The following is a 24,967-nucleotide window of genomic DNA, read 5'->3' on the forward strand; positions in this document are numbered from 1 at the left end:
GGCACGGGCGGGGATCGTCAGTCCGTGCGCACCGAGAAGACGTCGCCCGGCTGGCAGCCGAGCACCTCGCACAGTCGGGTGAGGGTGGAGAACCGGATCGCGCGGGCCCGGTTGTTCTTGAGCACCGAGAGGTTGACGACGGTCACACCGACCCGGTCGGCGAGCTCGGTCAGGGTCATCCCCCGCGCGGCCAGCAGATCGTCGAGGTGACAGACGACCGCGTGGCCGTCCTCCTGTTCCGGGGGCATCAGACCAGCCCGGCCTGGTCCCGCACCATCCGCTGCGAGGCGGTGAGCGCGAACCGGAAGCAGACGACGACGAGCAGGCCGAGGTACACGGGCAGGAACTGGTGATCGACCACCGGCGTGGGCAGGTACCCGTCCCAGCCGAGCCCGGACACGACCCAGTTCCACCCCATCCGGCGGACGAACGACGGCAGGAACCCGGCGGCCAGCACCGCGCCGGCGAGCCAGTCGAGGATCCGGGGGGTCGAGCGGTCGAAGAGCCCGCCGCGCGAGATCTTCCAGGCCACCGCCGCCACCAGGGCGATCAGGACGCTGACGAGCAGGACCTCGAGGGCGTCGCCGACGCGGATGCACCCGATCGCACCACCCGGCAGGTCGGCGACCGGCGCCCGGAGCACGAGCTGGTCGGACGTCACCGTCGCGCCACCCGGGGGCTGCGGGATGGCCCTCGTCTCACGCATCCGGATCGGCACCGCCACCGTGCCCGAGGTGATCGACTGGACGAGCTGTTCGACGTACCGCCAGACGACGAACACGATGCCGATGGCGCACGAAACGACGTAGGCCAAGTAGGAGTTCCGCCCGCGGGGCGGTTCGTAGACGGGTGTGGTCATGGCTGCTTCCCCTGTCGATCATCGATACCATCGAATTTCGATGCAACGATAAACGATGGGTCCGGCTCGGGCAAGCCCCTACAGCAGCCCGAACGCCGCCTGCACGCCGAGGCTCGTCCCCGCCACCAGGACCCAGAGCGCGATGCCGAGCAGCATCGGACGGAACCCGGCACGTCGCAGCGCCGCGAAGTCCGTCGAGCAGCCGATCGCGGCGAGCGCCACCGTGATGAGGAACGAGGCTGCGGTCGCGAACCCCGGTGCCACGGACGCGGGCAGGACCCCGACCGTCCGGAGCAGCACCACCACGAGGAACCCGATCAGGAACCACGGCACCAAGCGGAACACGCGGAATCCGCGGCCCGACCCCGAGGCGGGGGCGAGTTGCTCGCGGGAGGCGCGGCGGGCCTCCAGTCCGGCCAGCCCGATGACGATCGGGATGATCATCAGGGTGCGCACCAGCTTCACGACGACCGCGGTGTCGGTCGCCTGGCGACCGTAGACGGTCGCGGTGGCGACGACGGACGACGTGTCGTTCACGGCGGTGCCCGCGAAGACGCCGAAGGCGTGCTGGCTGAGGCCGAGGGCGTGCCCGAGCAGCGGGAAGGCGAAGACGGCGGCGATGTTGCAGAGGAAGATCGTGGACATCGCGTAGGCGACGTCGGCGCTCACCGCGCCGATGACCGGCGTGACGGCGGCGATCGCCGAGGCGCCGCAGATGCCGGTCCCGACACCGATCAGGGTGCGGAGCGCGCCCGACACCCGGAGCAGTCGACCGATCCCCCACGCGGCCACCAGGCAGACCACGAGCGTCGCGAGCATCACCGGCAGGGTCTCACCGCCGATGCGCAGCACCTCGCCGATGGACAGCTGCGCGCCGAGCAGGACCACCGCGAACTGCAGCACCCGGCTGGACGAGAACTTCACCCCGGGGGCGAGCACCGCGAGTGTGCCACCGGTGCGACGCCGGACGAGCCACCCCACCACGGCACCGATCAGGACGGCGGGGACGGGGCCGCCGACCACCGGGACGACCCGGCCGACCAGGGTGGCGACGATGCCGATCGCGACGGCGAGGGCGACACCGGGGGCGGCTGCACGGACGGACTGCATGAGGACAGCATGTCGTGCCGGCAGATGCCGCGCTCGCGGAACGGGCGTCACCGCGACGGGCAGCGCCCGATCGTCACTGAGCGGGCGGGGTGTCACCCGTCATGTCGACGCGGCCGGTCTCGTCGTTCCAGGTGAAGGTGGCCGTGGTCCGGCCGGAGGGTGCTGCGTTCGGTTCGCCCGCCTTCGCGAACTTGTAGGTCACCGTCACGGCCGACTCGCTCCGTCGTTCGATCGTCGGCTCGAAGGCGTACTGCTCGGCAGTGGCGGTGCCGAGGTACCGGCCTTCGTGGAACAGCAGGATCGCGTACGGGGAGCCGGCTGTGGCGAACTCGGGTTCGACCACGGACCAGGACAGCGGCGCGCAGGCGTCGTAGCCGGAGTAGTCGGCGTTCGCGGCGTCCCACTTCGCGTCCTCGAGTCCGGCGGGCAGCGGCAGGGCCGCGATGCCCGCGGCAGCAGCCTCGGCGCCGCTCGTCGGCCCGCAGGTCGGGGTCGGGGTCGGCGTCGGCGTGCTCGCGGCGTCGGAGGGCGGGGCGGTGACGGTCTCGGTCACGGTCGGGGTCGCCGCGCTGCCGTCCGCCCCGTCCGCGCCGGAGCACCCCGTCAGCAGTGCGGCCAGGGTCGCAGTGGTCAGGATCAGGGCGGTTCTCGTCAGGCGCATTGCTCCACGCTGCCTGCGCCGCCGAACGGTCGCCCGCATCGTTACCGGGATGTGTCCCTCCGGACGCTGCAGCGGTGTGCCTGTGGCGTCCGCCGGCGTGCTGCCACACTGCTCCCATGCGGGGGATGCACCAGGGGACCGTCCGGGTCGAGGTCCGGGACGACCAGATCGACGGACCACACGGGCCGGTCCCCGTCCGTCGGTACCGACCGGCCGATCCGAGCGCCAGCACGGGAGCCCCGACCCTGGTCTGGGTCCACGGCGGCGGGTTCTTCCGGGGCGACCTCGAACTGCCCGAGTCCGACGCCGTCGCACGGGCACTCGCCGAGCGCGGGCTGCCGGTCGTGACCGTCGGCTACCGCCTCGGACCGCTGCCCGGGCTGCCCTGGCTCGGCCGGGGTGGACCACGTGGGCGACGACGGGCACCGCACGCGCGGGACGAGATCGTCGCCGTCCTCCACCACCTGCAGGACGAGGCACCCTCGGGTCTGCTGCTCGGCGGGGCGAGCGCCGGTGCGTGCTTGGCGGCCTCCGCGGTCGCGACCGCCCCGGCACTGGTCGGCCTCGTGCTGACCTACGGGTTCTTCCACGCCCGACTCCCCCGCGACCGGGCGGTGCGGCGACTCGTCCGCGGACACCGGTGGTTCACGCACGCCCCGGTGCTGTTGGACCTGAGCAACCGGGCGTACGCGGGCGGCCACCCCGCTGCGGTCTACCCGGCGTCCGACGACCTCACCCGGTTCCCTCGCACCCTGATGGTCGACGCCGAGCGGGACGTGATGCGCGGGTCGGGGGAACGCTTCGCGGGCGAGCTCGAGCACGCGGGCATCCCCGTCGAACGTCACGTCCTGCCGGACAGCCGTCACGCGTTCCTCAACCGACCCGGCACGCGGGACTTCGACGACGCGATCGACCGCATCGCCGCGTGGGCGGATCGGACACCCGACCACCGGACGCCCGACCACCACACGCCCATCCGCTGAGCGCTCTTCCACGGACGAACGGCGGACATCGGGGAACGCCGCGCCCGAGGCGGACGTACTCTGGGAACGGAAGCAACGGCGGTTCCGAATCCCCTTCGCCACGCTTCCCCCGTGGCGCCTCACCACCGTGACGAAGAGTTCCATCGTGACCGAACACCTCATCGAGTACGTCGCCCGCGACCGCACGGGCATCACCGCCGTCGTGACACCGACCGGTGTCATCGACGTGGACACCGTGATCCAGCACATCCGCGCCGGCCACGCGGGGTACTACGTGGCTGCCGACTCGTGGAAGCGCGCGCCGGTCCGGAGCATGTCGTTCATCGGCGGGACCTACCTGTTCGCGAACTGGGACGGCTCGAAGCGGAACATGCTGCACGACCTGGCGTTCCGGTCGCCGACCCGCTCGATCGAGACGATCCACGAGCCGGAGTCCCGGTTCTCGCGGTTCCTCGACGCACTGTTCGGCAAGCGGACGCCGCAGCGCTGACCCTCGGCAACCGGCCCGTGGGAGCATTGCCGGACAGACAGAAGGGGGAGCACATGCTCGCACGAGAGGTGTCCGAGAAGCGGTTCCGGCCGACCAAGTTCCGCGACGGGTACGACCAGCGCCAGGTCGATGCGTTCCTCGACCGGATCCAGGCCACCCTGACCGGGTACGAGCAGCGGCGGCCCGTCGACCCGCTCACGCCGGAACAGGTCATGGATGTGCGGTTCCAGCCGACGAAGTTCCGCGAGGGGTACGACCAGGGGCAGGTCGACGACTTCCTCGACGAGGTCGTCGTCGCACTGCGCCAGCACGGCGCCCGCTGAAGCGGTCACCGGCGGTGCAGGTGACCGCCTGGAGGCGCGGCGTGCGTCACGGACGCAGGTCGCGCCTCCAGGCGGTCGCGTCGGTCAGCGGACCGACTTGATGGGCAGGATCACCAGGGCACCGAGGATGACGGCGACGCCGGCACCCCAGAGCATGAGCGTGTAGTTCTGGCCACCACCGATGCCGAGCAGGAACAGGCCGACGGCGGGGGCGAGTGACTGCGGCAACGCGTTCGCGATGTTGATGACGCCGAGGTCCTTGCCAGGGCGCTCCGGGTCGGGCAGCACGTCGACGACCAGGGCCGTGTCGATGGCGGCGTAGATGCCGAAGGCGAAGCCCAGGACGATCTCGGCGAAGTAGAACCCGCCGACCGTGTCGACGTGGGCCAGGATCACCAGACCGACGGCGGTCATGGCCGTCGAGCCCCAGACGAAGACCTTGCGACGTTGGATCCGGTCGGACACCCAGCCGGAGACCGCGGCGCTGACGAGCAGGGCGATCGTGTACAGGAGCACGCCGAACGCGACGACCCCGACCGCCTCGCCCTGCGGGAGCCCGATGCGGTCCTGCATGTACAGGAGTCGGTACGTCGTGAACATGAACGTGCCGAAGGTGATGAGGAAGCGGCCCCACCAGGCGAGCCCGAAGTCGCGGTGCTTGATCGGGTTCGTCCAGAACGAGCTGATCAGGTTGACCCAGCTGAAGGGCTTGACCGGAGTCGTCGGCAGGTCGTCACGGGCGACGAACGAGTAGACGAGGACCGCGACGATCGCCAGGACACCCGGTGCGATGAACAGGACCGGCAGGTTGCCGACCAGGTACACGGCCAGGTAGAGCCCGGCGAGGATCGCGATGTTCTGCGCCAGCGCGATGACGCTCGAGGCCTTGCCGCGCTGGAACTCCGGCACGTTGTCGGCGAAGCTCGCCGTCAGGGTCGAGAGCACCGCGTTGGCAGAGACCTGCGCGAGCACCCAGGCCAGGGTGAGTTGCAGCACGTCGGGCGAGAACGCGAGCCAGGCGAGGGAGCCGACGAAGACCACGACACCGCCGACCATCCACGGGCGACGACGACCCCACCGCGTGCGGGTGCGGTCGGAGAGCGCACCGAACAGCGGGTTGGCGAACAGGGCACCGAGCGCTCCGAACGGCAGGACCGAGCCGACGACGGTCTCGGGGCTCGTCGGGTTCAGCTCCGTGGCCTTGATCGACATGCTCACGAAGACGGGGGTGAGCAGGGCGACGAACAGGCCGAACTGGGCGAAGCTCAGGCCCCAGAGGTACCCGCGACCCACCCGGACGGTGCTGACGGACTGTGTGATGCCCTCGACCGAGAACGCTCGGGACGCAGCAGCGTCCGTGGCGGTGGCTCCGGCGGCTGCGGTGACCGCGGGGGACGCGGTCCCGGCGATGCCGCGGGTGGGTTCTTCCTTCGACGACGGTGTCGACATGACTCCTCCTCGAGTCATAGGGGGCTTCGGGGCCCTCGAATACCTAGCGCTGCTAGGTGATCGGGACTGTAGCACCGGAAACCGCAGGCCGGAAGGTTTTGCTCTGATTGTTTCGTCGGTGCGGATGCGTGCCGACGCAGAACGAAACCGCCGTTGTCGGAGGACAACGACGGTGTCGTTCTGCATCGACCCGCAGGCCGAAAAGGAGCGCCTACTGCTCGCCGTCCTCTTCCGGGTTGAAGTGCGAGTCGTCGCCCGAGTGGCCCGCGGCCAGGCCGTCGGGGTTGTTCGGGATGGTGTTGTCGTCGCCGAGGCCGCCCGGCTTCTCGGTGCCCTCGGGGTCGTTCTTCGGGGCGTCGTGCGTGTTGCTGCTGTCGGTCATGAGCTGCTCCAGTGCAGGGATCGACCCGGCGGCACCGCCACCGGGGTACTGAGGACTCGGACAGTACGTGCCCCGCCTCGGAATCCACCGTCCGAGCGGGGGAAGCGGATGACACGGGCCGGGGCTCTCGGTAGATTGTTCAACAACCCGCGACGACAGGGAGCACCCGTGACGACGATCGACCTGAACAGCGACCTCGGCGAGGGCTTCGGCGCCTGGGCCATGGGCAACGACACCGCGATGCTCGACGTCGTCTCGAGCGCCAACGTCGCGTGCGGGTTCCACGCCGGCGACCCGACGATCATGCTCACCACCGCCCGCGCCGCCGCCGAACGCGGTGTGGCGATCGGCGCCCACGTGGCCTACCGGGACCTGATCGGCTTCGGCCGCCGCCCCGTGCACGTCACACCGGACGAGCTGTACGCCGACGTCGTCCACCAGCTCGGGGCGATGGCGGCCACCGCGCACGTCGCCGGCGCGGCCGTCGCCTACGTCAAGCCGCACGGCGCCCTGTACAACACGGCCTGCGCCGACCCGGTGCAGGCCGAGGCGGTCGTCCGCGCCGTCGCCGACGTCGACCCGTCGCTCGCCGTGCTGGCGTTGCCCGGATCGGAGCTGCTGCTGGCGGCCGAACGACACGGGCTCCGCGCCGTGAGCGAGTCCTTCGCCGACCGCGCCTACGAACCCGACGGCTCGCTGGTGTCCCGGAAGCAGCCGGGGTCGGTGCTGCACGACCCGGACGAGGTCGCGGCGAGGGTGCTCCGCATGGTCACCGACGGCGTCGCGATCGCCGTCGACGGGTCCGAGATCGCGGTGCGTGCCCACTCGGTGTGCGTGCACGGCGACTCCCCCGACGCCGTCGCGATGGCCCGTGCGATCCGAGCACTCCTGACCGAGCACGGCGTGACGATCGCGCCGTTCGTGTTGCCCGCACCGCTCGCGCCGTGACGGGTCCCGACGTCCGCTCCGCTGGCGGCACCGCACTCCTCGCCACGTTCGAGTCCCTCGCCGAGGTCGTCGCCTTCCGCGCCGGGCTCGACGAGGCCTCCCTGCCCGGCCTGACCGAGGTCGTCTCCGGCGCCCGGACGCTGCTGTTCCGGTTCGACCCCGCGACGACGGACACCGGTCGGCTCCGCTCGGAGCTGGCGCACGTCGTCCCGGTCAGCGCCACGCGCGAAGCGCACGACGCCGAACCGCTCGTCATCCCCGTCACCTACGACGGCGAGGACCTCGACACCGTCACCGAACTGACCGGCATGCGGCGCGACGAACTCGTGGCGTGGCACACCGGGCAGCTCTGGACGAGCGCCTTCTGTGGCTTCGCCCCGGGCTTCAGCTACCTGACCGGCAGCGATCGACCGCTCGACCTGCCCCGCCGCAGCACCGCCCGCACGGCCGTCCCGAGCGGTGCCGTCGCGGTGGCCGGCGAGTTCAGCGCCGTCTACCCGCGGACCTCGCCCGGCGGCTGGCAGCTCATCGGCCGCACCGACGTGCCGATGTGGTCGCTCGAGCGCACGCCCCCGGCGCTCGCGCCAGCCGGCACCCTCGTCCGCTTCGTCGTGGCGGGTGCGGCATGAGCGCGCTGACCGTCGTGCAGGTCGGCTACGGCGTGACCACGCAGGACCTCGGTCGCCCGGGCTTCAGCGACATGGGCCTCGGGGCGGCCGGCGCGGCCGACCGCGGGTCCGCGGCACTCGCCAACCGACTGGTCGGCAACCGTGCCGACGCGGCCGTCCTGGAGGCCGTGCTCGGCTCCGTCACGCTCCGCACCGACGCGTACGTGGTGGCGGCCGCCACCGGCGCGGCCTGCCCGGTCGAGGTCGAGCGGGCGGACGGATCGGTCCGCGGGGCGGCCTCGCACGAGGTGCTGCTGCTGGCCCCGGGCGACACGCTCCGTATCGGCACCGCGACCGTGGGCCTGCGCGCCTACATCGCGGTCCTCGGGGGCTTCGCGGTGGAACCGGTGCTCGGCAGCCGCTCGTGGGACTCCCTGGCGCGCCTCGGTCCGCCGCCGCTGTCGGCCGGCGACCTCCTGCCGGTCGGCGGAGCCCGGGTCTCGTGGCCGGTCGTCGACGCGGTGCCGCAGCCCGAACCGCGGTGGCCGGACGAGCCGGTCGTGCTCGACGTGGTGCCCGGGCCGCGCGACGACTGGTTCACCCCGGAGTGGCGATCGACCCTGACCGGTCAGGACTTCGCCGTCAGTGCGGACAGCGACCGCGTGGGGGTCCGCACCACGGCTGCGACGCCGCTCGCCCGCTCCGTGACACGCGAGCTGCCGAGCGAGGGTGTCGAGACGGGATCGCTGCAGGTGCCGCCCGAGGGGTTCCCCGTGCTGTTCCTCGCCGACCACCCGGTCACCGGCGGCTACCCGGTCGTCGCGGTCCTGACGCCCCGGTCGGTCGACCGTGCCGCGCAGCTCCGGCCTGGTGATCCGCTCCGGTTCCGCATCCTCGACTGACCGACCCGGAACAAGCGCAGGGGGTCCGGAGTTGGCTTGGACACCGCTGACGAAAGGTTCCCCATGTCGATCACCGTCCTGCTCGAGGTCCAGTTCCAGAGCGACGCCCCCGAAGACGCGCTCCAGGGTGCGATCCGCGAGACGCTCGAACAGACCGCGTCGTTCCACGGCCTGGAGTCGCTCGAGGTCCTGGTCGACGACGAGGACCCGGCGCGCATGGTCGTCGTCGAGTCGTGGACGACCGCCGCGGACCACGACACGTACGTGGCCTGGCGTGCGACGCCCGAGGGTGCTCCGGCGATGGCACCGTTCCTCGAAGCGACACCGGTCACCCGCACCTTCGCGCGGACCATCCCGCTCCACTGAGCCGACACCGGCCCCGCCCCACGGCGCATGGGTCGGCGTCGGCCGCGGTCGGTCAGACCACGTCGTCGTCGGTGTCGAGCGGCACCGGCCGTTCGTCGTCGGGGAGCACTTCGTCGTTCGCGTCGTCGACCACCGGGAGGTCGTCGGGGTCGAGCACGGTGGGCTCCGGTTCGTAGTCGGTCTCCTGCGCCTCGCGGAAGTCGTCGAGGGTCTCGTCGTCCTTCGGATCGCTCATGGCCCCGAAGGTACCTCCGGATCCTCAGTGTGTCCGCAGACGATCACCACCCCGAAGCCGGTCATCGAGCGGCGTGCTCCCGGGCCTCCATGGCGTCCCAGGCGAAGCTCGCCAGCCAGTGGGTGGAGTAGTACTCCTCGCCCACGCTCGCCGCGAGCCCGGAGGTCAGCAGCCGGTCGGCGGCGTCGTCGAGCAGGTCCGCGATGCAGGAGTCGTCCGAGCTGCCGGCACGGAGTGCGTCCGCGATGCGCCGGGCCGATCCCGCCCGCGACAGGTCGAGCCCGAACAGGTGCACCTGCTGCGGATCGTTCTCGTCGCGCACCACCGTCGACCGCAGGATCGCGTCGCCCGGCTGCACCGCGGCGAAGAAGCCACGGGCCCACGTCGCGAACTCCGCAGCGGGCAGCACCGCACGCATCAGGTCGGCTTCGGCGAGACCGGCGGACAGGAAGTCGTGCCCACTCCTTTCCCAGGCGAACGGCCACCCGGCGTCCGCGCCGAACCAGTCCCGTGCTGCCCCCTCGACCGCTGCCGCCAGGGCCGGACGTTCGAGTGACCGGGCGGCCTCGAGCACGAGCAGCAGCCCGAACGCCGAGTTCGAGTGCACGCCGTGCCGGACCGGGTGCGCGGCACCGTCGATCCACCGGACGACCAGGTCTTCGAGGACGTCGACGACGGGCGCGAACCCCGGTGCGAGTGCCCGGACGGCGGGCGCCTCGGATGCCGACACCTCGGCGGCGAGCCGTGCGAGCCAGGCCCAGCCGTAGGGGCGCTCGTAGTGCGGTGTCTCGCGCAGGTAAGCGGCCTCGGTCGCCAGGTGATCCGTCGTGAGGTGCGCCTGCAGGATCGAGGTGAGCCGGGCCTCCAGGTCGGTGGGCAGACCGTGCGCGACCAGGCGCGCCGCGAGCCAGTGCATGTGCACCGACGAGTGCCAGTCGTACGACGTGGCGAAGGCGGGGTGGAGCTCGACGGGCAGTGCCCGGTCGTCCGGCCCGGACGTCGCGTGGTGCGCGGCGTACGGGTACTCACGGGTCGTGTTGTCCGCGGCGACGGCCGCGAAGCGGTCGGCCCAGGCCGCCCGGGCCAGGTCGATCGGGGCGGCATCAGAATGCGACAAGGTACATGACTCCCATGTTGACGACGAGCAGGATGGCGGCGGTGGGGATCTGCGCCTTGATCGGGCCGTACTTGTCCCGCATCTCGAGCAGGGCGGCCGGCACCAGGTTGAAGTTCGCGGCCATCGGGGTGACGAGCGTGCCGCAGAAGCCGGCGAGCATGCCGATCGCGAAGATCGCGGCCGGGTTGCCGTCGAAGCCCTGCACCAGGACGGGCCAGCCGATCGCGGCCGTCATGATCGGGAACGCGGCGAACGCGTTGCCCATGATGATCGTGAACAGGGCCGTGCCCAGGCAGTAGATGACCACTGCGGCGAGCAGTGAGCCGTCGGGAAGGACCGACTTGATGATCGTGCCGACCGCGTCGCCGACCCCCGCCTGGGTGAAGACGATGCCGAGGGTCGAGAGCATCTGCGGCAGCAGCGCCGCCCAGCCGATCGCCTGCAGGAGCCGACCGCCCTCGCGGATCGGGGTGGCGATCTTCGGCGGGCGCAGGACGAACACGGCCACGACCACGGCGAGGACCGAGCCGATGCCCAAGCCGGTCAGGGTCGCGCTCCCCTCGGCCAGCAGCGGTTCGCCGCCGAACGAGACGAGCGGGCCGAGCGTCGCGACCAGCACGGCGACCACGGGCACCACCAAGGCCGGGATGAAGAGCCGGTTGCCGTACTTCGTCGCGAACGCGGCACGCTCGTCCGGGCTGGTGGTGGCGAGCACACTCGTGCTGCCGCTGCCCGCGCTCGTGATCTTCTGCGTCACGCCGGTTGGTTCGGCGGGGCCGGTCTCCGCACCGGTACCGGCGCCGGGGATGCTCGCGACCCGGGTGCGGCTGGTCGTGCCGGTGAAGCCGAGTCCGGCGAGCGCGACCATCACGAGGACGGCGATGCCGAGCGTCCACGCCGGGATGCTGCCAGCGGCGACGAACGTGCCGGCGAAGAACGACAGGCCGAGGATGCCCCAGAACGCGGCGTTGCCCAGGCGCTTCGCGTGCGCGGTGTCGGTGACGATCAGGACGGCGACGGCGATGAAGAACGCGCCGATGAGCCAGTAGAGCCATTCGCTGGTGATCACGCTGCGGCCCCCAGGGTCGGAGCGTCGGCACGGGCGTCCGCCGCCATCTTGTCGAGTCGGCGGTCGAACAGCAGCAGGCGTCCGCCGTGGACGATCAGCGCCGCGATGCCCGTCGGGATCGCCCACAGGGCCAGGTCGATCGGTTCCAGCGACAGCCCGTAGGTCGCGTCGACGAACGTCGTGATGAGCAGGATGGAGCCGACCGCGACGAAGACGTCCTCGCCGAAGAACACCCCGACGGTGTCGGACGAGGCCGAGTAGCCCTTGATCTTCTCGCGCATGCGGTCGTCGATCCGCCCGTACTTCTTCGTCGCCGCGCCCTCGGCCATCGGGTAGACCAGCGGGCGGACGGTCTGCGCCGGGCCACCGATGCTGGTCAGGCCGACCGCCGCGGTGACCTGCCGGATCACCAGGTAGCCGGCGAGCAGACGACCCGTCGTGAGCTTGTCGAGCTTCGCGATCAGACGCTTCGCCTGGTCCTGCAGGCCGTAGCGCTCGATCAGGCCGATGACGGGCAGGACGAGCGCGAAGGTCGTGACGGACCGGCTCGAGGCGAACCCGTTGCCGAACGCGTCGAGGATGCCGACGGGACCGATCCCGCCGATGGCCGCGGTCACGATGCCCGCGACCGTGACGACGAGGAGCGCGTTGACGCGCAACGCGAAGCCGACGATGACGACGGCGACGCCGATGAGGACGAACATGCGGGACAGTCTGGACCGCATTGTTCAACAATCGCAAGAGCCGGTTCTGCTCTGTAACACGCCCTTCACAAACGCCGCCCGTGCCAGGATCGGTGCCATGACCCGAACCGTCGGCGGCGCTGACTCCACGGCCACGCGGTTGCGCACCATGATCGCGTCGGGCGGCTTCTCCCCCGGGGCGCAGCTGTCCGAGGAGCGGTTGAGCGATCAGCTCGGGGTGTCGCGGAACACCCTGCGCGAGGCATTCCGGCTGCTCGCCCGCGACCGACTGGTCGAGCACGTGTTCAACCGCGGGGTGTTCGTCCGACGTCTCTCCGCCGCCGACGTCACCGATCTCTACGCGGCTCGGCGGGTTCTCGAGGAAGCCGCTGTGCGTGCCTGCTCCCCCGACTCGCCAGCCCTCGCCGCGGCCGCCGCAGCGGTCGCGGACGCCCGGGCCGCAGCAGCCGCGGGCGACTGGGGCGCCGTCGGCACCGCCGACATCCGGTTCCACACCGAACTCGTGCGCGCGGTGCCGAGCGAGCGGATCCACGCCCTGATGGACGGCCTGCTCGCCGAGATGCGACTCGCGTTCCTGACCACCGCCGACCCGGCGTCGTTCCACGCCGACTTCGTCGAACGCAACGACGCGATCGTGTCCGCGTTGCGCGGTGGCGACCAGGACGCCGCCTCGGCACTGCTCGCGGTCTACCTCGACGATGCGGAGCGGACGCTGCGGGTCGCCGCCGGCGCAACCGGCTGAGGGACCTCCAGGAGGCCCGGCGCGGCTCCGTCCCGCCCGCCCGGTCCGATCGCGGTCGCGCTGGTGCCGGTCGAGCCCTCGGTCAGGACTTCCCGCCGAGCAGCGCCGTGACCGCGTCCACCACGACCTGGCGACGTCGCGGTGGCGTCACGGCCTGCACGAGCGGCTCGTACTCCGGAGCGGTCGCGCTCCAGAACGCAGCGGTGTGCAGGACGAGCCCGAGGAGCACCGCCGGACGGAACGCCCGCGGCAGGACCCCGGCGCGCTGGGCGTGCTCGACCTCGGCCACCGCGTCGGCGTAGCTCGTCGCGACGGACTCGAGCGGGATGTCGGCACGCTCGAGCCGGTGCCACGTCGCGAGCCGCTGGGCCCAGGGGCGACGGACGTACGAGTCGTGCACCCCGCCGGCCCAGGCGGCCAGGTCGGCGGTGTCGAGCGGGGCGTCGGCGAACGTCTCGGTCATGGTCTCCACGACGAGGGCGTCGAACAGGCCCTCCTTGCTGCCGAAGTAGTGGAAGACCTGCGCCTTGTTGCTCGACGCCGCCGCGCCGATCCGTTCGACCCTGCCGGCGGCCAGTCCGACCGCGGCGAACTCGTCCCGCGCGGCGAGCAGGAGTCGTGCGCGCATCGCGTCGGCAGCAGGGGGCGTGAATCGGGCCATGGCGACCACCGTACCGATCACGCGGCCCGCGACGCGGGTGCGACCGTCGCTCAGGGCACCTGATCCCCCGAACCTAGGATGAGCGAGTGACCCTCCGACTCCACGACCTGGACCTGCGGGGCTTCGCCTCGGACAACTACGCCGGCGTGCACCCCGAGATCCTCGCGGCCATCGCCGAGGCCAACGACGGCCACCAGACCGCGTACGGCGAGGACGTCTACACGGCGCGTCTCCACGAGGTGGTCCGGCAGCACTTCGGGTCGCAGGCCGAAGCGTTCCCGGTGTTCAACGGGACCGGCGCGAACGTCGTCGGCCTGCAGTCGATGCTGCCGCGTTGGGGTGCGGTGGTGTGCACCTCGACCGCGCACATCCACACCGACGAGGCCGGAGCACCCGAGCGCATCGGGGGCATCAAGCTGCTGACGGTCGATGCACCGGACGGCAAGCTCACCCCCGAGCGCATCGACCGGCAGGCCTGGGGCTGGGGCAACGAGCACCGTGCGCAGCCGCTCGTCGTGTCGATCACCCAGACCACCGAGCTCGGCACCGCCTACACGGTGGACGAGATCCGGACGATCGCCGACCACGTGCACTCGCTCGGCATGACGCTGCACATGGACGGCGCTCGCATCTCGAACGCCGCGGCATCGCTCGGGGTGCCCCTGCGCGACTTCACCACCGACGCCGGCGTCGACGTGCTGAGCTTCGGCGGGACGAAGAACGGCATGCTCTACGGCGAGGCGATCGTCGTGCTGAACCCCTCGGCCTCCGAGGGGTTGCACTACCTGCGCAAGATGAACATGCAGCTCTCGTCGAAGATGCGGTTCGTCTCCGCCCAGCTCATCGCCCTGCTCAGCGATGACCTGTACCTGCGCTCCGCCGGGCACGCCAACGCGATGGCCGCCCGCCTGCGCGGTGCACTCGAGGCCGGCATCGCCGACGGCAGCATCCGAGGTGTCGGCTTCAGCCAGCAGACCCAGTCGAACGGGGTCTTCGCGACCCTGCCCGCCGGCGTGGCCGACCGGCTGCGGGAGCACTTCCGGTTCTACGACTGGGACGCCAGCCGCAACGAGGTGCGGTGGATGTGCGCGTACGACACCTCGGAGCAGGACGTCGACGACTTCGTCGCAGCCCTGACGCGCGAGCTCGACGCCGCCTGAGCCGGCCCGGCGCACTCCGGCGCGGCGGTAAGATCACCCGAACGGGATGACCCGCACCACGATCGCCACCACGAGCATCGCCATCGCGACCACGGCGGCCCGCCACAGCACCTTCTTGTGGTGGTCGCCGAGGTTCACGTTGGCGAGCGACACCAGCAGCAGGATCGCGGGGACGAGCGGGCTCTGCATGTGCACGGGTTGCCCGACGACCGAGGCGCGGGCCATCTCCGCCGGTGTGATCCCGTACGCCGAAGCGCTCTCGGACAGCACCGGCAGGATCCCGAAGTAGAACGCGTCGTTGCTCATGAAGAACGTCAGCGGCATGCTCAGGATGCCGGTGATGCCCGCCAGGTACGGGCCCATCGAGTCCGGGATGACCGCAACGAGCCAGTCGGCCATCGCAGCGACCATCCCGGTGCCGTCGAGCACCCCGATCAGCACCCCGGCGGCGAACACCATCGACACGACACCGACGATGCTCGGGGCGTGCGCGACGATCTGCGCGGTCTGCTGCTTGAGCTGCGGGAAGTTCACGAGCAGGGCGATCGCCGTGCCGATCATGAACACGAAGTGCAGCGGCAGCAGGCCCATCACGAGCGCCACCATCACGGCGACGGTCAGTGCCAGGTTGAACCAGATGCGCTTCGGGCGCAGGGTCGGACGGTTCGGGTCGAGCATCGTCTCGGCCATCGTGCCGGTGCCCGCGCCCTCGTCCGTCGCACCGGTTCCGTCCACGCCGTCGCCGTCGGCACGTCGGCCGTCGGCCTTCCCGCCGCGCAGCCCGAGCGCGACCGTGGGGCTCGTGAACATCCCGCCGCCGGTCCCGCCGACCGCCGCGAGCACGCGCGACCCGGCCCGGGCGTTCGCGCGCTCCGGCACCCGTGCACCCCGCGAGGCCTCGGTGAACTCGATCAGCCCGAGGCGCTTCCGCTCCCGCAGCCCCATCGTCCAGGCGAACGTGAAGCACAGCAGCAGCCCCACCACGAGCGACGGCACGAGCGGGACGAAGATGTCCGTCGGGTCGATCTTCAGTGCAGCGGCGGCCCGGGCGGTGGGACCACCCCACGGCACGATGTTGAGCGTGCCGTTCGTCAAACCGGCGACGCACGTCATCACGACCGGGCTCATGCCGAGCTTCAGGTAGATGGGCAACATCGCCGCGGTCACCACGATGAACGTCGTCGAGCCGTCCCCGTCGAGCGAGACCGCGCCCGCCAGCAGAGCCGTCCCGAGCACGATCTTCGCCGGGTCGTTGCCGGTCACCCGCAGGATGAACCGGACGAGGGGGTCGAACAGGCCGACGTCGATCATCAGCCCGAAGTACATGATCGCGAACATCAGGAGCGCTGCCGTCGGCGCCAGGGTGCCGATCGCTTCGGTGACCATGTCGCCGAGTCCCAGGCCCGCCCCCGCGAACAGGCCGAACACGGTCGGCACGATGATCAGCGCGAGCATGGGCGACATGCGCTTGGTCATGATCAGGACCATGAAGGTCAGGACCATCGCGTACCCGAGGATGACGAGCATCAGGACTCCTTCGTCCGTGTCTGGCAGTCCGGGCACGCTACGACCCGGCCTGGAGGCGCGGCGCGCTTCTGCACATTGGCGCACCATCGCGCGTTGACCGCATTCTGCGCATTGTGCGCAAGCAGGTCGGCGCACCCTCCGTACGCTGGGGTCGTGACCGACGACCGTTCACGGCGCCCCAGGCTCCGCTTCGCCACCCAGGTGCTCGTCCTGCAGCTCGCCGTGGTCGTCGCCGTCGTCGCCCTGACCAGTGCCGTGTTCGTCCGGATCGAGGTCACCCGGCTCGAGCGCGCTGCCGAGGGGACCGCACTGGCGATCGCGCAGAGCGTCGCCGCCCAGTCCGACGTCCGGGCCGCGGTCGCCCGGCTCAGCGTCGACGGCACCGACCTCGACCGAGCGGCCCTCGCCGACGGGCCCGTCCAGCGTGCTGCCGTCGCGGCCCAGCGCCGGACCGGGGCGCTCTTCGTCGTGGTCACCGACGACCGGGGTGTCCGGCTGGCCCACCCCGACGTCGACCGCATCGGCGAGATGGTGAGCACCTCCCCCGACGCCGCACTCGCCGGACGCGAGACCGTGTCCTGGGCCCGCGGCACGCTCGGCGAGTCGGCGCGGGCGAAGGTGCCCGTCTCCGCACCCGCAGCCGGCGGGGCGGGGACGAGCCGCGCCTCCCGGCAGTCCACCGTCGTCGGCGAGGTGAGCGTCGGGTTCACCCGGGCACGCGTCTACGACACCCTGGTCGAGGACAGCATGCCGGTGATCGGTGCCGGGCTGGCGGCGGTCCTGCTCGCGCTGATCGCGTCGGTGCTGATCCGACGCAGGTTGGTGCGGCTGACGCTCGGGCTGCAGCCGGAGGAGCTCGTGACGCTCGTGCAGAACCAGCAGGCCGTGCTCGGCGGGGTCGGTGAAGGCGTCATCGCGATCGGCCCGTCGGGGGCCGTCACCGTCTGCAACCCCGAAGCCGTGCAGTTGCTCGGGCTGGCGGACCCGGTCGGGCAGCCGGTGGGTTCCCTCGACCTGCCCGCGCCGCTCGGGTCGATGCTCGACGGGGGTTCCGCCGCTCCGGCGAGCGCCACGATCGTCGCCGGGCACCGGGTGCTGCTCGTCGACGTCCGCACCGTGTCCCGCGACGGACGCGACCTGGGCCGGGTCGCTGTCCTGCGCGACCGCACCGACGTCGAGGCCCTGACCCGGCGGCTCGACGCCGTCGGAGCGATGAGCACAGCGCTTCGGGCGCAACGCCACGAGTTCGCGAACCGACTGCACGCGATCTCGGGGCTGCTCGACATCGGCGAGACCGCACGGGCGCGGGCGTACCTGGCGGACGTGCAGGAGCGCGGGCCGCTGCGGTACCCGGTGCAGCACGCCGACCGGTTGACCGAGCCGTACCTGCAGGCGTTCCTCGGGGCGAAGGGCGTCGAGGCCGCCGAGCGCGGGGTGCTGCTGCGGATCGGGGCGGAGACGCTCGTGCAGGGGACGATCACCGAGCCGGGCGACGTCACGACCGTGCTCGGCAACCTGGTGGACAACGCCGTGACGGCGGCCCTCCGCGACGACGAGCGCACGCGTGACGGGGGCTCCCCGTGGGTGGAGGTCGAGGTGCTCGACGACGGCACGACCCTGCACCTGTCGGTGATGGACTCCGGGCCGGGGGTGCCGGACGGTGCCGCGGACTCGCTGTTCGTCCGAAGTGCGGCGACCGCCGCGTCCGGGGACGTCGCGCAGGTGCACGGGCTCGGGATCGGACTGCCGTTGTCGCGGGAGATCGCCCGGCGGCACGGTGGCGACGTGTGGCTCGCCTCCCCCGGCGGCGACGACCACGGCGCGGTGTTCTGCGCCCGACTGGAAGGAGTGGTGTCGTGAGTTCCGTGTTCACCGTGCTGGTGGTCGACGACGACTTCCACGTCGCAGACCTGCACCGGCGGCAGGTCGACCAGGTTCCGGGCTTCCGGGCGCTCGAACCCGTCGGGACCCTCGCGGGTGCTCGCTCCGCGCTGTCGGGCGGAGCCGTGGACCTGGTGCTCGTCGACGTGTACCTGCCCGACGGCAGCGGCCTCGACCTGCTGCGGTCGATCGACACCGGCGCCGACGCCTTCGTGCTGAGCGCGGCCTCGGACTCCGGCACCGTGCGCCGGGCGATGCGGAGCGGAGCGCTCGCCTACCTGATCAAGCCCTTCGCAGCCGGGGTGCTGGCCGAGCGGCTGCAGGCGTACGCGCGGTCGCGGAACGTGCTCGACGAGCGGTCGACGCTCGACCAGGAGGCCGTCGAGCGGGCGTTCCGGATCCTGCACGCCGGGGACAGCGGTGGGGCATCCCCGTCCCGGGCGGCCACTGCTGCGCTGGTGCTCGAGCAGCTCGTCGCCGGTGAAGAACGATCGGCCGCCGAGGTCGCTGCGGCGATCGGGGTCTCGCGGGCGACGGCGCAGCGGTACCTGGCGCAGCTCACGGCCGACGGGACGGTGGCGATGCAGTTGCGGTACGGGGCTGCGGGGCGGCCGGAGCACCGGTACGTGCGGCGGTGAGTCAGCCGTTCCGAAGACTGCGCCGTGGCACCATCGGTGGATGACCGACGCTGCGCGATCCGACACCAGGACTGATCCGTTCCCCTCGGGGACTCCCGTTGCGCTCCGGAGCCTCAACGACTTCGGCGAGCGCGGCGAAGCGGTCGGCTTCGCGGTCGCCGGCCGGGTCCTGGTGGACGACGACGAGCTCGCGGTGGTCGCCACGACGGTCGGCTCGGCCGTCCGACGACGAGCGGGCGTCGGGAGCGGCCCCAACGGACGCCTCGTGCTTCCCGAGGACTGGGACGGCTCCTACGTCGACGACCGGTGGGTCGGCTCCAGCGTCGTCCGCGTCCATCAGAAGGGAACGCGCTGGTCCGTCTGGCGTTGGCACGACGGGTCGGACTGGCTTCCCGACTGGTACGTCAACCTCGAGCTGCCGTGGGTGCGGACGCCGATCGGGTTCGACAGTCAGGACTGGACACTCGACGTGGTGGCGACCACCGAACCCGACGGTTCGTGGTCCGTCCGGTACAAGGACGAAGACGAGCTCGAGTTCTACGCGGCCGGCGGGTACTGGCCGGCGGCGATGCGGGCGATCATCGAGCGCGCTGGCGAAGAAGCCACCGAACTCGCGGTCGCGCAGCGCTTCCCGTTCGACACCGATTGGTCCGGCTGGGTGCCCGACCCGGCGTGGGGCACGACTGCGCTCCCCCAGGAGTGGAGCGCCGTGCAGTGATCCGCGGAGTCGGTGCAGCGTTGCACAGCCTCCTACGCTCGCTGTCGTGAGCGAGTTCGTCCGGTACCAGAGCGCCGTTCCCAACCGTCGCGGGCGGTTCCCGGGGGTCTTCGCCCTCGCCAACGGTCTGCAGCGGGACGGCAGGCTCAGTGACGCCGAGACCAGGTGGCTCCGAGAAGCGAACCTGCACGCGACCGCGATGTACACGGACCCGACCACGGTGCAGCCCGACTGCTACGACGAGACCCGCAACCCCGGGGCCCGGGCCTGGTTCGCCGCCGACGCCGTCGAGCTGCTCGAGATGGTCGGCCCGTACCTGGAACTCCTCGACCGCCACGGGATCCCGTGGATGCAGCTCGTGACCCGCTCGCCGGGTCGGATCGTCTACCGGGACGCGGTCCAGGTCGTCGCGGTGCCACATACGCACGCTGACGCCTGGCCCTTCCGGCCGACACGGGAGGGGCGGACGCCCTAGCCCTGTCCCTGGTCCGTGAGCCGCCATCCGGACGCCGTCTTCGTGAAGCAGAAGCTCCACGTGCGCGTCCCGTTCATCGGCTCCGATTCCTCCGACGCTCGACTCGTCACCGTCGTGTCGACGCAGGACTCCGTCGTGTGGCCAGGGTTGAACGGCACCGATTCCGCCTTGTCCGCGACGGTGTACTTCCGCAGCGTCGGGTTCCGGCACCACGCCCACGTGCTGTCGAGCGTCAACGCCTTCGTGACATCACACCGCTGCGCCTTCGCCGCAGCCAGGTACACCTTCGTCACCTCGACGGCGGTTGCGGACGACGGCGGCAACCGGGGCGAACTGCACCCGGTCACCAGTGCGAGCCCCGACGCCAGCACGGCGGTCACGAGGAGCGAGCGTTGCACGAGCAGGAGCCGTCCGTGCGGTCTGCTCAGGCGCATCAAGTCCACCCCTCACGGTGCCGCGGGCGGTCCGCTGGTCTCGCCAAGCAAAGCGCACCACCCCGATCAGAGCCATGAGCACCCCCACAGCGAGGTCCGCCACTGCCGGGCTGGAGGCGCGGGGCGGCGCCGCAACGGGCCTCCCGTCCGTCAGGTGGTCACGTCGCTACCTGCACCTGCGTGGGCACGTCGGTGACGGCGAACGGGGCGGACGTGCCGCGCACGTCGACGCGGTAGTCGCCACGGAAGCCACGGACCTGCACCCGACCACGGTCGTCGGTGCGCAGCACCGTCGGTCCGAGCCACCACTCCTCCTTGACCAGGCGGCGGAGTGCGTCGTAGGACGGCTTCGGGGTGCCGTCGGCGCGGACGAGTCCGATCGGGGCGCCGAGCCAGGCGCCGGCGTCGGTGATGCCCCAGTAGGTGATCGCCTCGACAGAGGGGTGCCCCACGAGGCTCCGGTAGTGCCGCTCGATGTCGTCTGCCTGGCGCGCCTCACCCTCCGGCGTCGACGGCCACGAAGCAACCTGGTGGTCGTTGAGGTCGACGATGTGCGCGGGCATGATTTCGCCGGAGACGAGCGAGGTCTCGGTCAGATGCAGCGGCAGGCCGTAGCGGGCGAACCGGTCGACCATCGCGAGCATCGTGTCCTCGCCCCAGTAGCCCTGGTGCATGTGGGTCTGCAGTCCGATGGCGTCGATCTGCACGCCGGCCTCCAGCACGCCCTCGATCAGGCACTCGTACGCACTCGACAGGTCGAAGTCGTTGAGCAGCAGGGTGGCGTGCGGGTTGGCGGCGCGGGCCTCCTCGAAGGCCATCCGGATCATCGGGATGCGGCCCTCGGCACGGGCGAGCGGGGTGATCGCGTTGTCGCCGTTGTCGAACACCGGCATGATGACGACCTCGTTGATGGCGTCCCACGTGTCGATCGTGCCGGCGAAGGTGGAGACCTCGCGGCGGATGCGCTCCCGTAGCAGCCGCTCGACCTCGTCCAGCGGGAGTCCCAGCAGCCAGTCGGGCTGCACGGTGTGCCAGACGAGCGGGTGACCCTTGAGGGCGATGCCGCGGTCGCGGAACCAGTTCGCCGTGACCCGGAGCCGCGCGGTGTCCGGCGCTCCGCGCTCGGGCTCGAAGCGACCCCAGTAGAACGGGAGCGTCGCGGTGTTGAAGACGTCGGTGTAGAGGTCGGCGAGGTGCTCGGTGCCTGCTACATCGTGCGCTTCGCCGTGTGCTTCGCCGTTGGCCAGTTCGATGAAGTCGAAGCCGATGTTGCCGAAGGCGAAAGCGTGGCGGGTCTGCTCGACGGTGACGTCAGCCCCGGGGATCGGTGCGCCGGTGGCATCGACGATCGTCAGGGTCGTCTCGCCGAAGCGGTGCTCTGGTGCGTGCGTCATCGCGGGTCCTCCGACATCGTCGTCCGGGATCGTATTTGTTGCGCGCGCAAACATAGCAGCCGGTCTCGCCGCGGTCACCCGGAATCCTGCCGAGGGTGAGAGGATGCGTTCGCATCCGCACTGCTGCGGGGCGCGCGGCACCAGTGTCGGGCCAGAAATCGATGTCAAACAAGACCGAGTCGGCCTTGCTGTGAGGTGGCCCCAGTGGTCTTGTTGGAAGCGGAACGTGCAGGCTCCCTGCGGCGCGAGCTGGAAGCCGCCCGTGCGGACGGCCACGCGCGCACACGGCTGGAACCGTTCCCGAGCCGCGCGGGCGCACGGTGGCTGCTCCGGCTCGCGTTCGCCGTCCCGTTCCTGATCCTCGCCGTCGTCAGCGCCGACCCCACCGTGGCCGACGTCACCGTCAACCGCTCCGTCGTGGACCACGTCGCGACACTGAGTTGGGACCGGGCGGACGTCTCGTGGCTCAGTGAGCTCTACCCGCCGCTGGGCACGGTCCTGGTGCGGCTCATCCCCGGTGGCGCCGCCGGCCTCGCGGCGGCCGGGGCCCTGGTCGCCGGGATCCTGCTGCAGCAGTTGCTCGAGGCCATGGTCCAGCGACGCTTCCCCTGGTGGAAGAGCACGGTCTTCCTCGTCGCGATCGGCGCGAACCCGCTCTTCGCGTACACCGCCACGGGCAACTTCGAAGCGCTCCTCGGCATCGCACTGTTCGGGATCGGCGCGATCAACATGGTCCGCTTCGTCTCCAGCCGGAACACCAAGGCAGGCTTCGAGTCCGGGATCCTCTTCATGCTCGCGGCGTTGGCGGATGCTTCGGGGCTCGTCCTCGTGGTCGCGGCGGCGATCACCGCCCCACTGCTCTCCGTCGCCCGGCGGAGCGAGTCGGGGGCGCGATGGTCGAACGTGCTCATCGTGCTGTTCCCGACGATCGCGGTCTTCGGGGCGGTGATGTTCCTCGAGGCGCTGTTCGGACGGAACCCGTTGCTGGTGTTCCAGAACGCCGTCCACTACGACCCCGCGCTCTGGGCGCTCGTCCCGGAGCTCGTCACGACACTCAACGGGCTGCTCATCCTCGCCCCGGTCGTGAGTGGTTGCGCCCTGGCGCTGCTGAGCCGGCGCCCCGGCTCGGTCCTGATCTCGGTGTTCGTCTTCGGGGCACTGATCATCGGCTACGTGGGCGGCCTCATCCCTGTGAACTCCGCGGGCAACGTGTTCCTCATCATGACGATGATGGGCATCGCCGTGGTCCCCGCCGCCCGGACCACCCGGGTGAGTGGCCTGATCGCTGCCGTGGGCGCAGCGCAGATCGTGATCGCGTGGGCGGCTGCGTTCAACCGGCCGATCACGCTGCAGTGGATGGCCGCCATCGGTGCATCGCTCGGGTGGTGGTGACGCGTGACGACCCCGCACCCCTCCGGGCTCGGCCGGCACACGGCCACGTCCCGACCCGACGAACTCACCGAACTCGAGGCCTCCGGGATCGACCCGGCGTTGCAGCGCCCCGGATCCGGACAGCGGTACCTCGCCGAGGACTGGATGCCGGTGCGCGTGCTGCAGGACGGCAGCATCCTCGTCCTCACCTCCGGCCGAGCCGACGACGCCACCCTCGGCGATGCGCTGTCCGAGGAGCTCGGGGCTCCGGTCACGTTCGTCTCGGTCGACAGCTGGACGCTCCGCCGTGCCGTGCTGAGCCAGTTCCACGGCGCCGTCGCCGACGCTGCCGCGAACGAACTCCACGACCGGAACCCGACGCTCTCCGCCCGCGTCGTCTTCTCGCGGTCGCAGAAGGCCTCGGGCATCGTCCTCGCCGTGATCGCCGTGGCGTGCGGGATCGTCTGGCCCGTCCAGACCGCCATCGCCGCACTGATCGCAGCGAGCCTCGTGTTCCTCGCGGGGACGGGCTTCAAGTTCGTCGTCGCCACGCAGGGAGCCCGCTACGACGTCGTCGAACGGATCACCGACACCGAGGTCGCCGCTCTGGACGACGCAGATCTCCCCGGCTACACGGTCCTGGTCCCGGTGTTCCGCGAGGCGAACATCGTCGCCCAGCTGATCGACAACCTCGGCGGCCTGGACTACCCGGTACACAAGCTCGAGGTCATCATCCTGACCGAGGAAGAGGACCAGGAGACACGGGACGCGATCGCCGCGGCGAACCCACCGCCGCACTTCCGCGTCATCAGCGTGCCGAAGGGGCACCCGCAGACGAAGCCACGTGCCTGCAACGTCGGGCTCTACGTCGCGACCGGCGACTTCCTCGTGATCTACGACGCCGAGGACACCCCCGACCCCGACCAGCTGAAGAAGGCACTGATCGCGTTCGAGCGCGGTGGCGAGTCCACGGTGTGCGTGCAGGCGGCGCTGAACTACTTCAACGCCCGCGAGAACGTCCTCACCCGCATGTTCACGCTGGAGTACTCGTACTGGTTCGACTACATGCTGGCCGGTCTGGACCACGCGTCCCTGCCGATCCCGCTGGGCGGCACGTCGAACCACTTCCGCACGGCGTCGCTCATCGAGCTCGGCGGCTGGGACCCCTACAACGTGACCGAGGACGCCGACCTCGGCATCCGGGCGAGCGCCGTCGGGTACCGGGTGGGTGTCATCAACTCCACCACGATGGAGGAGGCCAACACCTCGGTGCCGAACTTCATCCGGCAGCGGTCCCGGTGGATCAAGGGCTACATGCAGACGAGCCTCGTCCACGCGCGGCGGCCCGTCGCACTGGTCCGTGAGATCGGACTCGTCCGGTTCGCGGCGTTCGTCCTGCTCATCGCAGGTACCCCGGCGACGTTCCTCTGCGTGCTGCCGTTCTACGCGCTCACCGTCGTCACGTTCTTCCTGCCGCGGGAGACCGTCGATGCGCTGTTCCCGGTGTGGGTGCTGTGGCTGTGCCTGTTCAACTTCCTGGTCGGCAACGCGATCATGATCTACCTGTCGATGATGGGCCCGTTCAAGCGCGGGACCTTCCACCTGATCCTCTGGTCGCTCCTGAACCCCGTGTACTGGACGCTGCACTCCATCGCCGCCTACAAGGCGCTCTGGCAGCTCCTGACCCGGCCGCACTACTGGGAGAAGACGGAGCACGGGCTGACGACACAGGGGCCTGCGGCGGACACGACGAGCTGACG

At 71.0% G+C, this 24,967-nt stretch carries 28 protein-coding genes and 2 pseudogenes; 16 read left to right on the top strand and 14 right to left on the bottom strand.

The annotated features are described in order from the left end of the window. Positions 1-17 precede the first annotated feature (17 nt). From BOSE127_RS08600 to BOSE127_RS08615, 4 genes are all read right to left on the bottom strand, one after another. Positions 18-248, bottom strand: coding sequence for a helix-turn-helix domain-containing protein (locus tag BOSE127_RS08600; RefSeq protein WP_017886849.1), 231 nt, complete (start codon positions 246-248; stop codon positions 18-20). Continuing rightward, positions 248-859, bottom strand: coding sequence for a hypothetical protein (locus tag BOSE127_RS08605; RefSeq protein WP_017886850.1), 612 nt, complete (start codon positions 857-859; stop codon positions 248-250). The genes BOSE127_RS08600 and BOSE127_RS08605 overlap by 1 nt, the downstream gene beginning before the upstream one ends. A gap of 78 nt (positions 860-937) precedes the next feature. Continuing rightward, positions 938-1,969, bottom strand: coding sequence for a YeiH family protein (locus BOSE127_RS08610; RefSeq protein WP_017886851.1), 1,032 nt, complete (start codon positions 1,967-1,969; stop codon positions 938-940). A 73-nt stretch (positions 1,970-2,042) separates the two neighbouring features. Further along, the gene (locus tag BOSE127_RS08615; protein WP_140448778.1) at positions 2,043-2,630 is read right to left on the bottom strand and encodes an LppP/LprE family lipoprotein; all 588 of its coding nucleotides are present in this window, start codon (positions 2,628-2,630) and stop codon (positions 2,043-2,045) included. Between the two features lie 125 nt (positions 2,631-2,755). On the opposite strand from BOSE127_RS08615, the gene BOSE127_RS08620 reads away from it, so the two are divergent. The 4 genes and pseudogenes from BOSE127_RS08620 to BOSE127_RS17445 form a co-directional block, all read left to right on the top strand. Then, positions 2,756-3,613 carry an alpha/beta hydrolase gene (locus tag BOSE127_RS08620; protein WP_159556898.1) on the top strand — a complete coding sequence of 286 codons (858 nt, stop codon included), beginning with the start codon at positions 2,756-2,758 and terminating at the stop codon, positions 3,611-3,613. 145 nt (positions 3,614-3,758) lie between these two features. Then, positions 3,759-4,103: a hypothetical protein gene (locus BOSE127_RS08625; RefSeq protein WP_056069993.1), complete on the top strand. Its 345-nt coding sequence runs from the start codon at positions 3,759-3,761 to the stop codon at positions 4,101-4,103. Between the two features lie 53 nt (positions 4,104-4,156). Then, positions 4,157-4,252 (top strand): annotated as a pseudogene (locus BOSE127_RS08630) (DivIVA domain-containing protein); the annotation flags it as partial. Positions 4,253-4,261: 9 nt separating this feature from the next. Continuing rightward, positions 4,262-4,411 (top strand): annotated as a pseudogene (locus tag BOSE127_RS17445) (DivIVA domain-containing protein); the annotation flags it as partial. A 99-nt stretch (positions 4,412-4,510) separates the two neighbouring features. On the opposite strand, the gene BOSE127_RS08640 reads toward BOSE127_RS17445, so the two are convergent. After that, entirely contained in the window at positions 4,511-5,875 is a 1,365-nt protein-coding gene (locus BOSE127_RS08640) for an MFS transporter (protein WP_052481922.1), read from the bottom strand. Between the two features lie 211 nt (positions 5,876-6,086). After that, positions 6,087-6,257: a hypothetical protein gene (locus BOSE127_RS08645; protein ID WP_017886857.1), complete on the bottom strand. Its 171-nt coding sequence runs from the start codon at positions 6,255-6,257 to the stop codon at positions 6,087-6,089. Positions 6,258-6,425: 168 nt separating this feature from the next. On the opposite strand from BOSE127_RS08645, the gene BOSE127_RS08650 reads away from it, so the two are divergent. The 4 genes from BOSE127_RS08650 to BOSE127_RS08665 all read left to right on the top strand — a co-directional run bounded on the left by BOSE127_RS08650 (position 6,426) and on the right by BOSE127_RS08665 (position 9,081). Then, positions 6,426-7,205 (top strand): LamB/YcsF family protein, encoded by a 780-nt coding sequence (locus BOSE127_RS08650; RefSeq protein WP_159145871.1) that lies wholly within the window; start codon positions 6,426-6,428, stop codon positions 7,203-7,205. After that, on the top strand, positions 7,202-7,834 hold the full coding sequence (locus tag BOSE127_RS08655) for a 5-oxoprolinase subunit B family protein (protein WP_159556900.1): 633 nt from the start codon (positions 7,202-7,204) through the stop codon (positions 7,832-7,834). Before BOSE127_RS08650 ends, BOSE127_RS08655 begins: the two co-directional genes overlap by 4 nt. Next, entirely contained in the window at positions 7,831-8,715 is an 885-nt protein-coding gene (locus BOSE127_RS08660; RefSeq protein ID WP_071251267.1) for a biotin-dependent carboxyltransferase family protein, read from the top strand. Before BOSE127_RS08655 ends, BOSE127_RS08660 begins: the two co-directional genes overlap by 4 nt. A gap of 63 nt (positions 8,716-8,778) precedes the next feature. Beyond that, positions 8,779-9,081, top strand: a complete 303-nt coding sequence (locus BOSE127_RS08665; RefSeq protein ID WP_017886861.1) for a putative quinol monooxygenase — start codon at positions 8,779-8,781, stop codon at positions 9,079-9,081. 52 nt (positions 9,082-9,133) lie between these two features. Here the strand turns inward: BOSE127_RS08665 and BOSE127_RS08670 are convergent, their stop codons facing one another. The 4 genes from BOSE127_RS08670 to BOSE127_RS08685 all read right to left on the bottom strand — a co-directional run bounded on the left by BOSE127_RS08670 (position 9,134) and on the right by BOSE127_RS08685 (position 12,206). Then, positions 9,134-9,316: a hypothetical protein gene (locus BOSE127_RS08670; RefSeq protein WP_071251269.1), complete on the bottom strand. Its 183-nt coding sequence runs from the start codon at positions 9,314-9,316 to the stop codon at positions 9,134-9,136. A 61-nt stretch (positions 9,317-9,377) separates the two neighbouring features. Continuing rightward, on the bottom strand, positions 9,378-10,433 hold the full coding sequence (locus tag BOSE127_RS08675; RefSeq protein ID WP_236559523.1) for a DUF2891 family protein: 1,056 nt from the start codon (positions 10,431-10,433) through the stop codon (positions 9,378-9,380). After that, the gene (locus BOSE127_RS08680) at positions 10,420-11,502 is read right to left on the bottom strand and encodes a DUF979 domain-containing protein (protein ID WP_159556902.1); all 1,083 of its coding nucleotides are present in this window, start codon (positions 11,500-11,502) and stop codon (positions 10,420-10,422) included. The genes BOSE127_RS08675 and BOSE127_RS08680 overlap by 14 nt, the downstream gene beginning before the upstream one ends. Further along, a complete protein-coding gene (locus BOSE127_RS08685; protein ID WP_017886865.1) occupies positions 11,499-12,206 on the bottom strand; it encodes a DUF969 domain-containing protein in 708 nt (235 codons plus the stop codon). Before BOSE127_RS08685 ends, BOSE127_RS08680 begins: the two co-directional genes overlap by 4 nt. 97 nt (positions 12,207-12,303) lie before the next feature. Here BOSE127_RS08685 and BOSE127_RS08690 point away from each other — a divergent pair, with 97 nt between their 5' ends. Further along, the gene (locus tag BOSE127_RS08690) at positions 12,304-12,948 is read left to right on the top strand and encodes a GntR family transcriptional regulator (protein WP_159556904.1); all 645 of its coding nucleotides are present in this window, start codon (positions 12,304-12,306) and stop codon (positions 12,946-12,948) included. 82 nt (positions 12,949-13,030) lie between these two features. On the opposite strand, the gene BOSE127_RS08695 is transcribed toward BOSE127_RS08690, so the two are convergent. Continuing rightward, a complete protein-coding gene (locus tag BOSE127_RS08695; protein ID WP_159556906.1) occupies positions 13,031-13,609 on the bottom strand; it encodes a TetR family transcriptional regulator in 579 nt (192 codons plus the stop codon). A gap of 86 nt (positions 13,610-13,695) precedes the next feature. Between BOSE127_RS08695 and BOSE127_RS08700 the strand changes: the two genes are divergently transcribed. Further along, positions 13,696-14,769: a threonine aldolase family protein gene (locus tag BOSE127_RS08700; protein ID WP_140448770.1), complete on the top strand. Its 1,074-nt coding sequence runs from the start codon at positions 13,696-13,698 to the stop codon at positions 14,767-14,769. 33 nt (positions 14,770-14,802) lie between these two features. Here BOSE127_RS08700 and BOSE127_RS08705 read toward each other — a convergent pair whose 3' ends face one another. Beyond that, positions 14,803-16,296 carry a CitMHS family transporter gene (locus tag BOSE127_RS08705; protein ID WP_017886869.1) on the bottom strand — a complete coding sequence of 498 codons (1,494 nt, stop codon included), beginning with the start codon at positions 16,294-16,296 and terminating at the stop codon, positions 14,803-14,805. Between the two features lie 153 nt (positions 16,297-16,449). Between BOSE127_RS08705 and BOSE127_RS08710 the strand changes: the two genes are divergently transcribed. Genes BOSE127_RS08710 through BOSE127_RS08725 form a run of 4 tightly spaced genes read left to right on the top strand, consistent with a single transcriptional unit; the run spans position 16,450 to position 20,008 of the window. Further along, positions 16,450-18,156, top strand: coding sequence for a sensor histidine kinase (locus tag BOSE127_RS08710; protein ID WP_159556908.1), 1,707 nt, complete (start codon positions 16,450-16,452; stop codon positions 18,154-18,156). Next, on the top strand, positions 18,153-18,815 hold the full coding sequence (locus BOSE127_RS08715; RefSeq protein ID WP_056069957.1) for a response regulator: 663 nt from the start codon (positions 18,153-18,155) through the stop codon (positions 18,813-18,815). The genes BOSE127_RS08710 and BOSE127_RS08715 overlap by 4 nt, the downstream gene beginning before the upstream one ends. Positions 18,816-18,855: 40 nt before the next feature. After that, positions 18,856-19,533, top strand: coding sequence for a DUF402 domain-containing protein (locus BOSE127_RS08720; RefSeq protein ID WP_017886872.1), 678 nt, complete (start codon positions 18,856-18,858; stop codon positions 19,531-19,533). A gap of 46 nt (positions 19,534-19,579) precedes the next feature. Beyond that, positions 19,580-20,008: a hypothetical protein gene (locus BOSE127_RS08725; protein WP_042540680.1), complete on the top strand. Its 429-nt coding sequence runs from the start codon at positions 19,580-19,582 to the stop codon at positions 20,006-20,008. Here BOSE127_RS08725 and BOSE127_RS08730 read toward each other — a convergent pair. Together BOSE127_RS08730 and BOSE127_RS08735 are read right to left on the bottom strand one after the other, a co-directional pair. After that, the gene (locus BOSE127_RS08730; protein ID WP_159556910.1) at positions 20,005-20,442 is read right to left on the bottom strand and encodes a hypothetical protein; all 438 of its coding nucleotides are present in this window, start codon (positions 20,440-20,442) and stop codon (positions 20,005-20,007) included. The two genes, BOSE127_RS08725 and BOSE127_RS08730, sit on opposite strands and share 4 nt — an antisense overlap. 158 nt (positions 20,443-20,600) lie before the next feature. Then, positions 20,601-21,836 carry an endo-1,4-beta-xylanase gene (locus tag BOSE127_RS08735; RefSeq protein WP_159556912.1) on the bottom strand — a complete coding sequence of 412 codons (1,236 nt, stop codon included), beginning with the start codon at positions 21,834-21,836 and terminating at the stop codon, positions 20,601-20,603. Positions 21,837-22,040: 204 nt separating this feature from the next. Here BOSE127_RS08735 and BOSE127_RS08740 point away from each other — a divergent pair, with 204 nt between their 5' ends. Both BOSE127_RS08740 and BOSE127_RS08745 read left to right on the top strand, forming a co-directional pair. Beyond that, positions 22,041-23,228 (top strand): hypothetical protein, encoded by a 1,188-nt coding sequence (locus tag BOSE127_RS08740; protein WP_017886877.1) that lies wholly within the window; start codon positions 22,041-22,043, stop codon positions 23,226-23,228. 3 nt (positions 23,229-23,231) lie between these two features. Continuing rightward, on the top strand, positions 23,232-24,965 hold the full coding sequence (locus tag BOSE127_RS08745; protein WP_159556914.1) for a glycosyltransferase: 1,734 nt from the start codon (positions 23,232-23,234) through the stop codon (positions 24,963-24,965). The last annotated feature ends 2 nt before the right edge of the window (positions 24,966-24,967 follow it).

The organism is Curtobacterium sp. 8I-2, assembly GCF_902506155.1.
In the GTDB taxonomy this organism is placed as follows: Bacteria; Actinomycetota; Actinomycetes; order Actinomycetales; family Microbacteriaceae; genus Curtobacterium; species Curtobacterium poinsettiae.

Bases quoted from the DNA above. Each gene is read 5' to 3' on its own strand.
- BOSE127_RS08600 (WP_017886849.1), bottom strand. From the start codon at position 248: ATGCCCCCGGAACAGGAGGACGGCCACGCGGTCGTCTGTCACCTCGAC.
- BOSE127_RS08605 (WP_017886850.1), bottom strand. From the start codon at position 859: ATGACCACACCCGTCTACGAACCGCCCCGCGGGCGGAACTCCTACTTG.
- BOSE127_RS08610 (WP_017886851.1), bottom strand. From the start codon at position 1,969: ATGCAGTCCGTCCGTGCAGCCGCCCCCGGTGTCGCCCTCGCCGTCGCG.
- BOSE127_RS08615 (WP_140448778.1), bottom strand. From the start codon at position 2,630: ATGCGCCTGACGAGAACCGCCCTGATCCTGACCACTGCGACCCTGGCC.
- BOSE127_RS08620 (WP_159556898.1), top strand. From the start codon at position 2,756: ATGCACCAGGGGACCGTCCGGGTCGAGGTCCGGGACGACCAGATCGAC.
- BOSE127_RS08640 (WP_052481922.1), bottom strand. From the start codon at position 5,875: ATGTCGACACCGTCGTCGAAGGAAGAACCCACCCGCGGCATCGCCGGG.
- BOSE127_RS08645 (WP_017886857.1), bottom strand. From the start codon at position 6,257: ATGACCGACAGCAGCAACACGCACGACGCCCCGAAGAACGACCCCGAG.
- BOSE127_RS08660 (WP_071251267.1), top strand. From the start codon at position 7,831: ATGAGCGCGCTGACCGTCGTGCAGGTCGGCTACGGCGTGACCACGCAG.
- BOSE127_RS08665 (WP_017886861.1), top strand. From the start codon at position 8,779: ATGTCGATCACCGTCCTGCTCGAGGTCCAGTTCCAGAGCGACGCCCCC.
- BOSE127_RS08670 (WP_071251269.1), bottom strand. From the start codon at position 9,316: ATGAGCGATCCGAAGGACGACGAGACCCTCGACGACTTCCGCGAGGCG.
- BOSE127_RS08685 (WP_017886865.1), bottom strand. From the start codon at position 12,206: ATGTTCGTCCTCATCGGCGTCGCCGTCGTCATCGTCGGCTTCGCGTTG.
- BOSE127_RS08690 (WP_159556904.1), top strand. From the start codon at position 12,304: ATGACCCGAACCGTCGGCGGCGCTGACTCCACGGCCACGCGGTTGCGC.
- BOSE127_RS08695 (WP_159556906.1), bottom strand. From the start codon at position 13,609: ATGGCCCGATTCACGCCCCCTGCTGCCGACGCGATGCGCGCACGACTC.
- BOSE127_RS08705 (WP_017886869.1), bottom strand. From the start codon at position 16,296: ATGCTCGTCATCCTCGGGTACGCGATGGTCCTGACCTTCATGGTCCTG.
- BOSE127_RS08720 (WP_017886872.1), top strand. From the start codon at position 18,856: ATGACCGACGCTGCGCGATCCGACACCAGGACTGATCCGTTCCCCTCG.
- BOSE127_RS08730 (WP_159556910.1), bottom strand. From the start codon at position 20,442: ATGCGCCTGAGCAGACCGCACGGACGGCTCCTGCTCGTGCAACGCTCG.
- BOSE127_RS08735 (WP_159556912.1), bottom strand. From the start codon at position 21,836: ATGACGCACGCACCAGAGCACCGCTTCGGCGAGACGACCCTGACGATC.